Genomic DNA, 15,381 nt, shown 5'->3' with positions numbered 1-15,381 from the left:
ACTCTATCAGTTGGCTCTGATAAAGCGGGGTGGAATAAAGCAACTTGCCGTCCTGCCGTCCTGAATGATGGGCTCCGTTTTGTGAGCCCGGCGCGCCATGCAGATCAAGAATGGTGTAGAGCCCATATTCAAGCGCTTTGGTTACGGTCCATTCAATCCTGGATAAATCAATCGCGCCTGTCGCGTCCAGTCTCCAGTTGCCCTCAACATCCATATGATTTAACGCATAGACTGGCAAACGGATACAGTTGAGACCGGCTTCGGCGATGTTCTTGAAATCGATTTCTGTGATCCATGAATCCCAGTAAGCGTTATATAACTCCCAGACAGCATCTTTACCAAAACGATCGGTAAGAATATTACGCGCATCCCATTCATTTGATGCGCCAGTTAAAGGCGACATCCAAGGTTCGTGACCCATCCAGCCGCCCAGATTGGTGCCGTATAGATGAACATTATTACCTACACCGTAATTGTCCCTGATATCCGCGCCATCGACTTTAAGAAAATCTGAAGCGAAACAAGATAAAGGAGCCGATAGCATCAGGCTCGAGAGTAAAACAGGTATTCTCGGTAAGATTAAGAGGAAAACAGATTTTAGTTTCATAAATATCACTATGGCTATTTTTGCCAAAAGCCCAAAAATGGCAAATATTCCATTTCACTAATATGATAAATCAATGAATGTATGAACTTTTTATCGACAAGAGTTTCGTTAAGACTAAGGAGTCTAACGGAATGGCACCAATTAGGCGACTGTTAAATCAATCATGACCCGAAGTCGGGCTTATGTCCGGCGACGGCGGCTTTGGAGAAGTCCTACTGGCAAAAATGAGTCGCCAGGTGACTGTATTCTCTTCAGATTCATCGCCGGAAAGCGGTCAATGAAATTCCGATTCCCGAAAGCGGCCAGTCGTCACTGAGTGCAACCGACCCCTAGTTGACACTCGAAGCCTTGCGATCAATGTCGGCAGGGATTAAATGAGCTGCCATTCAACGCCGGGCAAAAAAAGCTGCATGTTATCTACCTTAATTCACTGGGCTTGGCGCACAAGAACATCGAACGCATCGCCCGAACCAGCGCTGACAGTGTGACGCGCTACCTGAAAGACTATGCCAAGGGTGGTTTGAACGCGCTTGGCGTGTCGCGCGCCCATCGTCCAGTGAGCTCATTGCAGCCTTATCAGGATCCCATCAAGTCGCATTTTCTAAAACACCCGCCCCATAACGTCTCCGAAGCAACCCATAAGATTGAAGTGCTAACCGGAATCAAGCTAGGACCCAGTGCTTGTCGCGATTTCATGTGCAAGTGCTTGGGTATGAAGTTCCGAAAAATGGCGGTTATCCCGGTAAAAGCCGACCCGGAAAAGCAGGCTGAGTTCTTGCGTGGCCGACTTGAGCCGTTACTGGAAGAAGAACAGCTAACCTTGGGATTGCCCGACGCAGTGCCAATTTGCCGCACGGTAAACCGTGCCGTGAAAGCGAGAGGGGTCAACGAAGGTTTCCAGCAGCAGTAACGATTTGCCAAAATGCGTCTGCCAATCGGCACTGATGCGTCGTTGGCTGAGCGAGAGCACTTTGGAACCGAGGTTGGGGTAATGCCAATCAGGCAAAATCAGAAAACGGCTATTGTTGGCAATGAAATTCAGACGACTGAATTGATGCCGGTAACGCCAGCCAATCCAGCGGTCTCTGGCGCTACATTTCCAGGCGGCTGCGGAAAAGCTCAGTAAGGCTGCCCATGTCTCACCATAGGAAGCAACATACCCAAGCGTATGACTCATCTTGGCCAGATCGCCCAGGTAGTGATGTTGTTGCATCAACTCCCGATAGCGTGGCTCTTCGATTTTGGTGACGGGACGAACGGACAAGTGCTCAAGATTGATTTTCATGGGCCGTTTTATACTATGAAATAGCCTCTATGTTCAGATAGGAGGCTAACTTTCTGAATACCCTATCAAATACCTAAAGGACAAATTCACCCTGAGCGCAGGGTCTTCTTCGTTGACGCAGCCCACTTTGTAATGGGCGCTTTTTTGGGGATGCTTTGGTGCTTTGAGAGGCTATTCCTCAAGTCATCCAGCGCACGCAGGCGTTACAATGTCGTGGGGGCTTTCAGCGTAAAAGGGACCGACTTGATCACTGTAACCCATGATGCCTATATCAACTCCGTCACGATTGTGGACTTACTCATCAAGATCAAGCAAGCACTCCCTGACATCCCCTTGACGCTGGTCATGGACAACGCCCGTTATCAAAGGTGCAACAAGGTGACGGAGCAAGCCGAGGCACTGGGCATCGATATCATTTTCCTACCCCCTTACTCACCCAATTTGAATTTGATTGAACGCTTATGGAAGTTTACCAAAAAGAAGTGCCTTTACAATCGGTATCACGAGACATTTTGTGCTTTCAAGGAGGTTATTGACGAATGCCTTGAGAAAGTAAAATCTGTTTTCAGCGAACAAATAAAAACACTTTTGAACCCAAAATTCCAGCTGTTTGGAAAATCCACAGGCGTGACCGCGTTAGGTATAACATGCAGCTTTTTCTTGGTCGGCGTTGATGGATGTGCCATGAATTGTTGGTACACTTCGTCAATGGCCTTTTCGGTGAAGTCGGTCTTTAGCATGTCTGGTTTTGTGCTTAAATGTAGGCATTATACCGCTTCATTTTCCGCAAATGTAGCCACGCGGAGTATAGCTGTAGAGTATGGGATCCTGTAATGTATTGGCCGCGGAAGAGGAGTGGAATGGGAGCTAATACAGCAATCAGTATTAGATCACTGTGGAAAAACTCTTGACCAATTAAAAATCAAAACACGAGAGACAACAGAAGATGAAATAATTACTCAAATTGAGAATTATTACTTTGACATAACAGAGTGCGTAGATTTTTGAAAACAGGCAATAAAGCCTAAAAAAATGGAAACTTTGACTCGCTATTTGTTACCGCACCCGACAATCGGCCATGCCGGTCAAATCCTCAATTTCGTCGGCCAAGTCATCGGCCTGTTGTTCCAATTCGGCGATTTCTTGATTTAGCACGGTGATATGGTCTTGTGCGATACTGCTCAGGTAATAGGGGTTTTGAAGCACCAGATGATGGAGTTCGTAACTAGGCTCCAGACGCAGTGCGCTCAAGGCTTCGATTGTCATCAAAATACGAGATTCCAAGCTTTGATGCAGTTTCAAGAGCTGTGAGCGTTCCAGGCTGTCGGAAAAATCCAGCGTGCTATAACCGTTGCGTTGCATGTATTCGTTGGGATGGTTGGCGATTTCACGCAAGGTTTCAATATCGCCTTGGTCTCTGGCGCGATTGATCACCCGGGTCAGATGGTCGTAAGCGGCCTGTTTGCTCGGGTCGTGATGAAAACGGTCGGGATGGAATACCCGCACCAGTTTTTTCCATAAAGCATTGAGTTCTTGTGTCTCTTCTCCCGTCAAAGCACGTTGTTCGGCGGTTTGGGCGGCCGCTTTTTCGTAATCCTGTTCGCTCTGTTGTTGGGCTTGTTCAAACTGCTTCGCACACTGCTCGGCTTGTTCTTCGCCTTCCCGCAACAAAGTTTCCAGAAAACGCTGGCGATAGTCCACGATCAGCCGCAACCGGTCCCGTTGCTGATAATGCTCCCTAAGCAGATTAAATAAGCTGGCTTGGGTCACATCGACGGCATGGCGTTCCTGAGTGTATTCTGCTTCCAATTCGGCCAGACGATCGCGGGCATGGACAATCAGATTTTTCAGTTGTGCTAATTCCGCATCGACAAAGACCACCAAGCCATTACTATCGGTGGCGGCGTATGTCTGTGGCGGATGATCATCGTTGACTTCCGTTTGTTCCAGTCGGTCTAAATACCAACGTGCCATTGCCGCACTGCGGGCATTGCGGGAACTGGCCAACCAATGCAGCCATTGGCGTAAATCAGGATCGGTCAGGGCATCACGAAAGTCTCGGCCTTTGTATTTACCAAATGCTAGGCGTGAAGGATACCAGTCGGCGTTCAGATAATCGACCAAGGCTTGCCAAGTCGTCAGTTGTTGGCGTTCGACAATCGGGCGCAATACCGTATCGAGCAGATCGGTCACGGTTTGCACATCGCCTAATGCAGTATGTGCGCCGCGTTCGGGCAAGCGGTAGTATTGGCGAAGCGTTTGCAATTTACAGTTACCGGCGGGAATCGGATCAAGCAGCCGTTGCGCCAAACGATAAACACAAAGTCCTCGACGGCCAATAACTGAAAGATTCAGGCGTTGCCATTCCGGTAGCAACACTTGATCGAGATCATACGCTAGATTGTAGGATACCAGCGGCAAGTCCCCGGCATAGTCGGCAAAGTCCAGGTACACGGTGCGCGGGTCTTCGCCGTCCCGTTCCAATATTTCGCGGGTGTAGCCATGAATACGTGATGCTTCCGGTGCAATATCGGCGTTTTGATTGAGCAATCGGCGGAATGCCGGACCTTGCGCTTGCCAGCCGTTCATCCTTTGGGCAGCCAATTCGACGACAAAAATCGGCGGTGTCAGGCCGTTGGTTTCCGTATCGATCAGTATCCAAGGGGTTGAATGCATTTTTTAATTGATAAATGAAGTAGATTCGGGCGGTGTGCCGATGATCCGTACCTGACGGTTAATAATCAGGTAATTAAGCTTTCGAAATGGGCGAATATCCAGTTCGCTGAGTTGATTGCCATCTAAAGAAAGGAGAGTCAAATTCGGTACCGGTGATAAATCCAGTACGGTTAATTGATTGTTAGAGCACCAAAACATAGTCAAATTCGGTACGGGTGATAAATCCAGTTCAATTAATTGATTGGAATCGCAATTAAGCCACTCCAGATTCAGTAACGGCGACAAATCCAGCTCAGTTAGTTGATTGCCATCTAAAAAAAGGTCAGTCAAATTCGGTACGGGTGATAAATCCAACTCGGTTAATTGATTGTTAGAGCTGTCAAGGCAGTTCAGATTCAGTAACGGCGATAAATCCAGTTCGGTTAAATTTAAATTACTGCAATCAAGTATATAAAGACTTGAAGATAACTTTAGGCTAAGTCCTATCGCGGCATTTGGCAGTTCTCCCGTGAAACCGATTTCTTTAACCGCGATTGCAGGATGCCATTCGAAGTTATCCAATGGCAGTTGATCAAAATCCCAGGCCAGACTAACAATGGCACCATCGTCAACTACAAATCTAATGAACATTTGGTAACGAGTTTTTTTTTGACTTGTCTCCAACACCTCCAACACCGCTTCTGGCGTCATGCCCAACGCCTGGGCCCAACGCCTGGGCCCAACGCAAAATCTGTTGATAATCGACCTCACGAAATTCATAGGCACCGAGGATAAAGCGTGCGGCTTGTAACGCCCGATTTTTTTCTTTAATCGTCTCCAGCACCCCGTCGGTCATGCGCGATAAAATCGGATGGCTGCCTGTAGAGCCTGAAACAAGATCGCCGGATGAATGAGGGATTAGCGAGTGGTCGGAAACAGAAGATTGAGCCATAAGCACTGCGATTTTATTTAGTTATCGGAAAACAGTTGTCCAAGGCCGGACAAACATTCGAAATACCCTACACTGAAATAGGAGTGAATCCAAGCAGAGGAAAGATCGGGAACTAATTAATCTCAATCATCGTTGCATGTTGGCCGCGACAATCTGAAGTATTTTCGATATATCCCTGCGCCAAAGCTAAAAATCGTAAGGCTGTATATTCGGCCTGTCTGTTTCCATTATAGACAGATTCGCAAGCAAAGAGTATCAGCGTTCGGCTTTTCCAGTAGGTAATGCCATACTGCCCAATTATCGTAGTAAGAGCGTGAATGCGCCGCGCAAAGTCTAGGTGGTGTGCTATATATGGCATTGCTTTCGCTCAACTTACTCGATTATCGCACCTATGGCGCTTTCATCTAGCCTTGCCGCCGCTTCAATCACTAGAGCCGCCTGTTCGCTCGGCGAAAGTTTTGCATAAAGGGGTTCTTTGACCAAAAGGTAACTACTCACCCCCTACAGTCAGTGCGTTCCCTGCAAGAGCCAATTGAATCGCGATGAGCGGATTATAGCCTCGATTAGCCATCGTTTGCAGATAGCTGGATATTCGGCAGTAGGCATGTGCATATTCTTCGGCTCGAAAGCAGCCCGAGACCTTTTGTTTGACTTTGGCCATGCGTAAATCCTGCTCAGCACGATTATTGGTAAACGCTACATGCGGCTCTTTAGCAAATAGAAGGATGGCGGTTTCATGAACCTTAAAGCGCTCCCACAAGTTATGCGCATCGGATTTGGCCAACTTGCCGCGTTTTCCACTGGGTTTGGGAGGAAGTGCGGGCAATTCTTTTTGGCCGCGTGTCAGGATGGCCCGGTAACGCTTTTGCAGGTTGACTCGCTCAGTTTCAGTCAGCTTCTTGTCGGTGCTTTTCGAGACAGTGATGCAGGTTTGCTGCAACAAGCGTTTCATCTGTTTGGCCCAACGATAGTCATGGACATCCACGATAAAGGTCAGCTCGCGCAGCAAGTGAGAACCGCACAGGCCATGCCCGCAGTGTTGATAAGCGAAGTACGATGACCAGCAATCATGAATAATGATGCCGCCATAGCGCGGAATGAGATTAATCGACTCAATGGCTTCCTTGCCTCGCTTTCGATGCAAAAGTTTGAGGGTGATATCGCCCGCCGAATAGACGTGTATCCACTGGTTCTTCCGATCGACTCGCAGCGAGGTTTCATCCATAGGGAGTGCGGGCGCTTTCAGTAAGTGTTCAATCGCTTGTGTTTCCCAGCTGGCCAAAACCAGATGCAGGCGTAGGACAAATTTCAGCAAAGTTGCTTCGGCAATCACTACCTCCAGCATCGCAGTGACGAGCTTTTGAACGCGATTCAGCGCCACCATTTGGCACACCAGCAGGTTGATCACAAAAGCCTTTAAACCATCGCCGTATTGCAAAGGCCCATGCAGATCGGCTGGAAACCGGCCCTTGACCGTAGCATCGCAGATTGGGCATTGTTTGATCTCGGCATCCACATGCTCGACGACTTTCTCGAACACGATGTCGATCTTGGTAGGCCTTTCACTGTGAACACACGGGACGCCGGTCAAATCTTCGCCGCAGATGTCACAGGTCGCCACCTTAGACACCGCCACAGATTCCACGGTAAGACTCGTGAGCGCGGCGGCCTTATTTTCGGGTTTTCCTTTGCCATTACTGCCCGCATGGTTCAACGCCGATTCATCTTTCTCGGTCTGCGACGAAGGCTTGCTGGAGTTGGTCGTATCCTTCTTCGTCGTGCGTTCCAGAAAAATGGCGAGTATCAACTCAACTACCATGAACAAGCTACTCATGTTAGCCTGGCTTTCACCGGTGATTTTGCCTTCGGCACACAGGTTCTCGAAGTCCGCTTTTAAGCGGCTGACTTCACTGCGAACCGAGGCTTTATCGAGAGTGGCCATTCACGTTAAGAGAGTAAGTTTACGACAAACTCATCATATCATTGGTTTTTTCGGCCTTCGCAGGTCGCCTATGAGTGCTGTAAACCGTGAACCCCTTTGCGCAGCAAGAAACCCCCGTCACACGCACTGAGCTGCCACTAAGGGCGCAATTAAATCAAGGCTACACAATTTCAATTTTTAGGTTCTAAAATGTTGTCAAGTTTTTTTTATTTTTTTACGGGGGCGGGTAGTTACCTTTTTTTGTGTCTTCCACCCGTGATGCCACAGCGACATTTGAGGGCTATATGCGCGGATTATTCCTATCCGAAAGGGCCAACATGCCCCGCATGAGCGAGGTCAATGAGGTTGACCACCAAGCCATGCAGCACATGTTGACAGAAGGATGCGTTGATTGGGCAAGGGTTTGGCAGACAGATTGCTCAGTAAGCCAACGCGCTGTTGGGCGGTACCGACGCGGTATGGATTTTTGACGAAAGCGGCTTTGCCAAGAAAGGCACGGCATCTGCCGGCGTTGCCAGGCAGTGGAATGGCCGTTTGGGGAAAGTCGATAACGGTCAGGTAGGCGTATTCGCGACCCTGTGCCGGGGCGACATGGCAACGTTGATCGATGCGAAACTCTATTTACCGGAGTCTTGGTGTAATGATGACGAACGTTGCAAGAAAGCCGCAATACCACAGGATAAACGGCAGTTTCAAAGTAAAACGAAGCTGGCTTGGCGATGCTTAAAATCGCCCGGCAGCGCGGCATTCAATTCGGCTACGTCGGCATTGACGGAGGTAACGGCAAAGAACCGGCTTTTCTGCGTGGCGTCGATGACCAAATCTGCCAATTTGTCGCGGATGTCCATTGCGATCCAACGATTTATCTGCAAGACTCGGCGCCGCTGGTGCCCGAGTGGTCAGGTCGCGGCAGACAGCCAAGCCATCGAAAACCTCAATCTGCTGCGCAACGCGTTGATCCATGGGCGGCTGCACAGCCAGCTGATGCTTGGCAGAGACTGACCTTGCGTGATGGCGAAAAGGGCTTATGGGTTGCCGATTACCTGCATGCCCAGGTTTGGGTTTGGAAGGGTGAAGAAGAACAGGCGCGCTGCTGGCATCTCTTGGTTCGGCGGGAAGTCGGCGCGGACAGTATCTCTCACTATTGTTTATCGAATGCGCCGCTGGATACTTCCTGGCAAGAGCTTGCACGAGTGCAGGCGCAACGTTTCTTCATTGAACACAGTTTTCGCGAGGCAAAAAGCGAATGTGGCATGGCTGATTACCAAGTCCGCCGATGGGGGATGCCTGGCACAATCATATGGCTTTGGTGATGCTGGGAACGCTATTTCTGGTCAAACAGAAAAAAGCGGGCCGCCAACAGTGGCCCATGCTTTCATTCAACGATTTGGTCAGAGCGCTTAAGCATCTACTCCCCCGCAGACAACTCACGGCTGAAGAACTGGCTGACATTATCAGCAAGCGGCACTATCTTCGCCGCAAGGCCAAGGAATCACACGCCAGAAAGTCTCAAGTAGCGCGCGAATGAGTCTGACAAAATAGAACTAGGCCCGCGATTTTATCCGCCAAGTGAAAATGTCCGAAGCATAATGTCAATGGCCAGAAGAATTGAGCCATTTTTGGCTCAGTTTAATCGGCCATTGACACATACAAAGACGATGAAACGATAAAAGAGGTGGCTGATCTTTATCCTCAATCTTGCTTACAGCTGTGTCTTACAGTCATCCAACTCAAGAGGTTGAACGTCAGCAATGCTGCTTTTTGCGTTCACCTGAGTGAAATCGTTCGAGAGCGGGTTTTGGCCGTTAACGAGCATTGACAGCCCAACCATTTATTGCACATAACAAGCTATCTCGCTCACCAACGATCCAACCAGGTTTTGCACAAAACGGCGCGATTAAAAAACATGAATCATTCTGATTTCCAACCCCAGAATGCAAATAGCCCATTAATTTCATTAGGGATGTAGTCTGTAGCATCAGAAAGAGGGATGTATTCAGCGTCCATAGCAGAGGCAGCTGGCAAATAAAGACTAAGCCTTGAAATGGAAAATTTAGTAGCAGAAGCAACATCAAAAACCCATCCCTGACCATTAGACCAATAGCCTCGCTCTGAATCAGACTTAATGACCTTTAATGCAGTAGCATTAAGATCAGAAAATGATTCCAAACGATAGTTGTCTTGCCAAGTTGAAGAGCAATTGGCGCAAGTCACATGTGACCAAGCCAGATCGCCATCTGCCTCCATTGCGCCGTAAGACTCAATGTTTGCAGAGCCACAGTTTGGACAAAATTTGGCGTGCATTTTGATGTAGTTTTCCTGTTGAGGATCGGCTGTTTTGGATTCGGTTAAAAAAGACGAATCCAGAGCGGAAAATACCTCATCGATACACATGCTATTGAAAATAGCCGATTGGATACTTCCGACAAACTCGGTTCCGTCTGGAAAAGTTGCGATTTCGTCCAAGTCTGCTCCTTCAACATCGAGATCCTGTATAGCAACACGGATATTGAGAGGCGAATCGGTGTAAACCGCATGAATTAAACCGCCTTCAAGGTGAATAACTAAATTAATTGTTTTTTGACGGGTAGTCATAGTATTTCTCCAATTAAACAAATAAAACGGGAAACACCATGCCCAGTCGGGAAATAATGTTCCCCGATGGGTTGAAACTAATAGAATTAATTATTCGACAATAACAGACTCACGAATTGGCAAGACATTTGACTGCAATACCAAGTCGATCGATCTGAGTAATTTCAAATCACAACCGCCCTGATTTTTCCAAGCTAATGGCAAAGCAATTCTTGCTTCAGTCAGCAGTCGCAAGAGATGTTCGTCATCCGAAACGTCATCCAATGCTGAATTGATTCGGCAAATCAAGTCAGGCTGAACACTATATTGCCTAGCAAAAGCTTGATCAGGCAATGCTGCCCTCGATTGTTCCAAAGCCTCACGAATCGTCCATAGATAGCAATCATCAGTGGCAACGAATTCGGCAGCAAAAAGAATCTCTGAGCCAGGATAAGCATCTTCTGCTTGCTCAATGGCATGCTCTGGATCAGAAGCAAAACAATCAAATTGCAAGATGGCCTTGTTACCCACTTCTTCATGATATGCCACTCGATAAAGCTTAAGATCGGGTCTGAGATGAAGAGACAAAACATCACTCCAATTCCAATCTTCTTTCGGTGGCACAGGCATAGTGAAAACATTGATGTCACATGGCAATGCATTGGCAAGATTAAAGGCAACGGTTTCAACCTGGTCAACAGGCTCGAAATCCGGATCAGCGGTCATGATGACACGTTCATTGAAAATCAATCCACAATCACCTGAAGATAGGGTAATTAAAGCAATCCGAGGGGATTTTTCTACCCCTTTAGATAGAATATTTGACGTCATTTTATGTTCTCCAAAAATAAAATAAGAGAAACACAGATCCCACCGGGGATGTGTTTCCCAAGTGGGTTTAAAAATCACGCCGAAGCGCTTAACAGGTTCTTTATTTTGAGTGCTGAATGGGCACTTGCTTTTGAGTTCTCTTAGAGAACTACAAAAAATCGTTTTGAAAAATGATCAGAAAAACTATTAAACGCTTTCCAAAACGTCCTTTTTGGGAAAAATAGACAAAGAGGCTTTCACAAGGAAAGCACTCAATGTCTGGAAAGGAAATAGCCACTCAAACATGAATGGCTACGGTTTTTTAAGATCAAGCAGCCAACAACAAATCCTTGCTGATTCTGAACAGTTCTGAACGCAGATCGGACACATTGTTGATGCAGATCGAATGATCAAACAGATGACGGGTGTCGATACAGATTCCCACACCCACCAATTCAATACCAGTCGCTTGACAGCGACGGATAACTGACTTGGCGGCATCGGAATCATCAGGCTCACCGTCGGTGAGAACCATGATGACCTTGCGATCTTCCTTGGTTGCCATAACACTCGCAGCGGCATACCAAATCGCGGTATGAAGCGGCGTTCCTCCATTGGTAATTGCAGAAAACACAGACGCATTGGGACGAACCTTTTGGCCATGCTTCAACAATGGATTGACGTTGTCGGTATCTTCATCTGGGAAACGTGTTATTGCCGGATTGACACCCGAAATGCCTTCAAGCGCCAAAGCCAAAGCAACTGCCGAATCCATAGCCAGATCTGCCAGGGTGATCGATGAATTCAAGCTGATACAACGATTCATCGAACCCGACGCATCAACTAACAAGTGTAATGCCGTATTGGGCGCCTGCTTGTGAGTTCTGCGTTCGAAAACACGAGAATCCCCTTGAGACAATCGAACCAGCTTACGACCATCGATTCTGTTACCAGATCGTTTGTTGATCGGACGTTCATAACGGCTGGATTGAATCAGGCCTTGTAACGAAGCCCGGATTTTGCCGGATTCAGAAAGGGCTCGGTTCAATATCGCATTGCCAATCGACGGATTACGCGCCGGTTCCATTGCCAGGGGCAGATGAATATCAGAGTCATAACTGTTTCTTGGCTGATTACCCAACAACTCTTGCACGGCTTCAAACAAATCATCAGGCAAATCATCTTGACTGGCTGAAAGCAGGGAAGACAAGATTTGCGCCAATTGTTCGGCATCCTGAGAGGGGTCATCGGCACCGGAATGGGATGATGTTGCACCCTGTCCAGACTGTTGATTCGAGTTGTCATCGGCAGGATCAGACGTATCTGATTGGCCATTGGCGTTATCGGGCTGCGACTGTTGATCCTGTTGAGAATCATCAGTATCAGACGACAAATCATCACTTTGATCGTCGATGGCGTCATCAGAAGGATCTGATTGTCCGCCCGAGTTACTCGGTGATTGTTGCGATGGTTGTTGCTGAGTTTGCTGCTTGGCTTGTTCTTCTGCCTTTTCTTGCTCTTCTTGAATCATCCGCAAAATCTGATCGGCAAGCCGAACGCAATCACGGGTTTCATTCAAATGAGGCACATCGGACAAAAGGCCAAACAATCGGGTAACGGCGCCGACTGGAAAAGATTCTTCCAATAACGCTTCAGCAGAATCCGCGAACGAAGCCAAGGCTTTTTGACCCAGAATATCGTGTCTTAACCGGAACAACATGAATTGCGATAGCACTTTGGCTGGATGAGGATCTTGATCTTTTGTGACAAAGCCAAAACCACCCGTTTTCACCAAGTATTCAACCACTTTTTCCGTAGTCCGTTTTGTACCTGGATAGGGATCCTGCATGGATTTCTCGATGCGGATATCTTCCAGGATATTAACGATGTTTTTACGTAACGGATTTGTTGCGGCGTTTCGAAACTCACCAAAATCAGTGAAACGAACGTGCGCAGCTTCATGCGCCAAATAACCCCAGGCAATATCCTGGATATTGGTATCTTCCGTGTCTAAGGCTGGAAGGTGAATGCGATCCCCAGTGGTATAGGCATCGTCTCCGCCAACAGATACTTTGACGCCAAATTTGTTGCCCAAAGCAGCAGCAACGATTGGAAAGGCGTTATTCAAGTTTTGATTGTTCATGGTGTGTATCTCCATAAAAGAGGCAAACTATGAGCCCGAGAGGCAAATGATTTACCTCAAGGGTTAAAAAATATAATAAAAATTACATGACTATTGCTGATGAATCATTGGTTCTCCAATCATGCAGGTCACTTTAAGGATTTCTCCTGGAGAAAGATATTGCAAAATTTCAGAACGACCATGATCAATATAGTCATTTACGGACATAGATCGCCAATAAGGATGAGGCATATCGCTAAGCAATATCCAAGGGTGATCAATCGTTTTGCGCCGATGAACATAAATCCCTATGGAGGTATGCAAACCAAGGCCAGTCAACTGTTGAGCAACAACTCTAAGTTCAGAACCGTCTTGCCTTGGGATAACCTGGGTGACCTTTGTAATCAAGTTTGTATCCATGGTTTTGCTCTCAAAAAAGAGGAAAACCATGATCCATGAGGAAAAATAGTTTCCCTCAGGGGTTTAAAAATAGATTGGGTCAAAGCAATCTCACGGCATAGCTTTGAGATATACGCGATTCGACATCCGTTAAAAATTGGGTGCAACTCTCAATCAAATTTGCAATCGAGCAATCCTTTTGGATTAGAACGGAAGCAGTGGAAAGAATGTTATGACCTTGACTTTCATAAAGGCCTGATAAAACCCAATTATATTCATCGCCAGTAGAAAAATAGACTTGCGCCTCTTTTTTACCAACAGCTGTGTCATATAACTTGAATGACAAAGCGGTTGATGGCGGTTCAAAATTACTCCAACAGTTTGATTGAAGGAGGTTTTGAATAATGAAGCAAATAATTTCTTGCGAATACATAAGAGACCTCACATCGCAAACAAGTTGCCTTGCAAGAAGCTCATGAATTTAGTCGCTTCAGCATTCAGTGCAAATCGAGCATGCAGAGCTCTGTCTATAAACACTTCCCAGGGTAGTTGGTTGTCATTACCTGGAGCTAACGTCATGTCACCCACACGAAACTTCTTGTGCTGATAGAGCGTTTCCATACGAGTATCGATACGGATAATGCAGTGATCCAGTAAAGCAGGACCGCCAGAGTCTCCCTTGGGCACTATCAATGGAATTTTGATGTTTCCCGTTGACCGACCAATTCGACCAACCATATCAAATTCATCATGCCAAGACTGACCTGTTTGAGTCTCGCCATAAAAAATCCTGACTTCAGTGCCGCATTTTTGAAGGTTCTCCAAAAGGCGGATTACTTGATCGGGCGTTTCCTGGTGGTAACAGGTGCCTGAAGGCAATCGGGCATATTTGATGACATTGCCATTGGGCAGTTCTGATTCGAACAATTCTTTTTTCATAGTCATTCTCCATAAAAGAGGCAAACCATGGGCCCGAGAGGCAAATGATTCACCTCAAGGGTTAATAAAGATTAAAAGTTAAATTCTGGCAAAAACACCATTTAGATATTCTGTGTAGCTCTTTCCAACTACGCCAGGAATAGAGTTATCGGATGCCCTCCGGGTCCATTTTAGGAATCGCATTTCTGCAATACATCGTGGACTTAAAGAAATATCGAGATCGACATTCAAAGGGTCTCTTTTCCATGCATAGTGGGCATCTTGAAGGCTCTTAGAATTCAGATAGTTCGATATTTTTCGCCGGAAATGTCGCAAGAGTTTCGCAAACCGATATTTTTTAGAATCCCGGTTTTTTGCGCACAAACCACCTATAAAAACACGTTGCTCATAAGTCAGCGGTGGTTCTATTTGAATAGCCGGCATTGCAATACCAGCAAAATCCAAATTGATATATTCCGAACAGAAAACAGAACTTTCATTGAATGGGTCAATACTTAGCTCATCTAAAACAATAGAAAAATAAGCAATTGCCTGATCAGGGGTAAGAATTCTTTTCATAAACTGCTCCAGTAAAACAAGAGGCAAGTCATAATCCCAAAAGGAGCTCGATTGCCCCTACAGGGTTAATTAACGATTCAACTCATGATTGACGTAATAATCGTGGATGAGGTCGAGCGCAGCGCGTTGTTTGCCTTCAGACAAGCATTCATCCAACAGCGGATCTTCAGGGTCGTGTTCATTGTCGGCACAATTAGCCGAAGCCAATTGATAAACAGTATCAAGAGCCTCCAAGAAAGCAGACTCTTGTTGCATTTGAATCAACATGGCCTGAGTACCTCCGTGCTGGACAGTAAACCGGGTAATTCTGGTAATCCAGCCACCAAACTCACCTTGTCGTAACTTGTCACAATAAAAAACGCCTTCGACAACAATTTCATCAATCGTGCATCCCGATTGTAACTATTCAGACCCCCACTAAAAAACTGTATTTTTAAGCCACCAAGACTTATTCTGTGCGCCATGCAACTGAGCGATCATGATCTAAACCAACTGGATGAAGACAAGCTTCTTGACCTGCCGGAAGAGGATTTGCGTC

At 46.8% G+C, this 15,381-nt stretch carries 17 protein-coding genes and 1 pseudogene; 4 read left to right on the top strand and 14 right to left on the bottom strand.

What is annotated here, in order from left to right; all coding sequences use genetic code 11:
- On the bottom strand, positions 1-544 hold a 544-nt coding region (locus tag Q7V32_RS08770; RefSeq protein ID WP_304896605.1), incomplete at its 3' end, for a cellulase family glycosylhydrolase.
- An 877-nt stretch (positions 545-1,421) separates the two neighbouring features.
- Positions 1,422-1,892 carry a Druantia anti-phage system protein DruA gene (locus Q7V32_RS08765; RefSeq protein ID WP_304896604.1) on the bottom strand — a complete coding sequence of 157 codons (471 nt, stop codon included), beginning with the start codon at positions 1,890-1,892 and terminating at the stop codon, positions 1,422-1,424.
- A 57-nt stretch (positions 1,893-1,949) separates the two neighbouring features.
- On the opposite strand from Q7V32_RS08765, the gene Q7V32_RS08760 reads away from it, so the two are divergent.
- A complete protein-coding gene (locus tag Q7V32_RS08760) occupies positions 1,950-2,726 on the top strand; it encodes an IS630 family transposase (RefSeq protein ID WP_370691444.1) in 777 nt (258 codons plus the stop codon).
- 222 nt (positions 2,727-2,948) lie between these two features.
- Here the strand turns inward: Q7V32_RS08760 and Q7V32_RS08755 are convergent, their stop codons facing one another.
- The 4 genes from Q7V32_RS08755 to Q7V32_RS08740 all read right to left on the bottom strand — a co-directional run bounded on the left by Q7V32_RS08755 (position 2,949) and on the right by Q7V32_RS08740 (position 7,441).
- A complete protein-coding gene (locus tag Q7V32_RS08755) occupies positions 2,949-4,568 on the bottom strand; it encodes an exonuclease domain-containing protein (protein WP_304896603.1) in 1,620 nt (539 codons plus the stop codon).
- 3 nt (positions 4,569-4,571) lie between these two features.
- The gene (locus Q7V32_RS08750; protein WP_304896602.1) at positions 4,572-5,198 is read right to left on the bottom strand and encodes a leucine-rich repeat domain-containing protein; all 627 of its coding nucleotides are present in this window, start codon (positions 5,196-5,198) and stop codon (positions 4,572-4,574) included.
- Entirely contained in the window at positions 5,188-5,499 is a 312-nt protein-coding gene (locus Q7V32_RS08745) for a hypothetical protein (RefSeq protein ID WP_304896601.1), read from the bottom strand. The genes Q7V32_RS08750 and Q7V32_RS08745 overlap by 11 nt, the downstream gene beginning before the upstream one ends.
- 490 nt (positions 5,500-5,989) lie before the next feature.
- On the bottom strand, positions 5,990-7,441 hold the full coding sequence (locus Q7V32_RS08740; RefSeq protein ID WP_304896600.1) for an IS66 family transposase: 1,452 nt from the start codon (positions 7,439-7,441) through the stop codon (positions 5,990-5,992).
- Positions 7,442-7,879: 438 nt separating this feature from the next.
- Here Q7V32_RS08740 and Q7V32_RS08735 point away from each other — a divergent pair.
- The 3 genes and pseudogenes from Q7V32_RS08735 to Q7V32_RS08725 form a co-directional block, all read left to right on the top strand.
- Positions 7,880-8,406 (top strand): annotated as a pseudogene (locus tag Q7V32_RS08735) (transposase); the annotation flags it as partial.
- Between the two features lie 39 nt (positions 8,407-8,445).
- Complete coding sequence (locus Q7V32_RS08730; protein ID WP_304896598.1) at positions 8,446-8,754, top strand: hypothetical protein; 309 nt, start codon at positions 8,446-8,448, stop codon at positions 8,752-8,754.
- Complete coding sequence (locus tag Q7V32_RS08725; protein ID WP_304896597.1) at positions 8,742-8,969, top strand: hypothetical protein; 228 nt, start codon at positions 8,742-8,744, stop codon at positions 8,967-8,969. Before Q7V32_RS08730 ends, Q7V32_RS08725 begins: the two co-directional genes overlap by 13 nt.
- Positions 8,970-9,352: 383 nt before the next feature.
- On the opposite strand, the gene Q7V32_RS08720 is transcribed toward Q7V32_RS08725, so the two are convergent.
- The 8 genes from Q7V32_RS08720 to Q7V32_RS08685 form a co-directional block, all read right to left on the bottom strand.
- Positions 9,353-10,036 (bottom strand): hypothetical protein, encoded by a 684-nt coding sequence (locus tag Q7V32_RS08720; RefSeq protein WP_304896596.1) that lies wholly within the window; start codon positions 10,034-10,036, stop codon positions 9,353-9,355.
- Positions 10,037-10,126: 90 nt separating this feature from the next.
- A complete protein-coding gene (locus Q7V32_RS08715) occupies positions 10,127-10,846 on the bottom strand; it encodes a hypothetical protein (protein WP_304896595.1) in 720 nt (239 codons plus the stop codon).
- 307 nt (positions 10,847-11,153) lie between these two features.
- The gene (locus tag Q7V32_RS08710) at positions 11,154-12,968 is read right to left on the bottom strand and encodes a VWA domain-containing protein (RefSeq protein WP_304896594.1); all 1,815 of its coding nucleotides are present in this window, start codon (positions 12,966-12,968) and stop codon (positions 11,154-11,156) included.
- A gap of 90 nt (positions 12,969-13,058) precedes the next feature.
- Entirely contained in the window at positions 13,059-13,367 is a 309-nt protein-coding gene (locus tag Q7V32_RS08705) for a hypothetical protein (protein ID WP_304896593.1), read from the bottom strand.
- Positions 13,368-13,446: 79 nt separating this feature from the next.
- Complete coding sequence (locus tag Q7V32_RS08700; RefSeq protein WP_304896592.1) at positions 13,447-13,779, bottom strand: hypothetical protein; 333 nt, start codon at positions 13,777-13,779, stop codon at positions 13,447-13,449.
- An 8-nt stretch (positions 13,780-13,787) separates the two neighbouring features.
- The gene (locus Q7V32_RS08695) at positions 13,788-14,285 is read right to left on the bottom strand and encodes a hypothetical protein (RefSeq protein WP_304896591.1); all 498 of its coding nucleotides are present in this window, start codon (positions 14,283-14,285) and stop codon (positions 13,788-13,790) included.
- A 78-nt stretch (positions 14,286-14,363) separates the two neighbouring features.
- Positions 14,364-14,843 carry a hypothetical protein gene (locus Q7V32_RS08690; protein ID WP_304896590.1) on the bottom strand — a complete coding sequence of 160 codons (480 nt, stop codon included), beginning with the start codon at positions 14,841-14,843 and terminating at the stop codon, positions 14,364-14,366.
- A 69-nt stretch (positions 14,844-14,912) separates the two neighbouring features.
- Positions 14,913-15,110: a hypothetical protein gene (locus Q7V32_RS08685; RefSeq protein WP_304896589.1), complete on the bottom strand. Its 198-nt coding sequence runs from the start codon at positions 15,108-15,110 to the stop codon at positions 14,913-14,915.
- Positions 15,111-15,381 lie beyond the last annotated feature (271 nt).

The organism is Methylicorpusculum sp. (assembly GCF_030651835.1).
In the GTDB taxonomy this organism is placed as follows: Bacteria; Pseudomonadota; Gammaproteobacteria; order Methylococcales; family Methylomonadaceae; genus Methylicorpusculum.
Note: the sequence above shows the minus strand (reverse complement) of the source record. Positions and strands in the feature narration are given on the sequence as shown.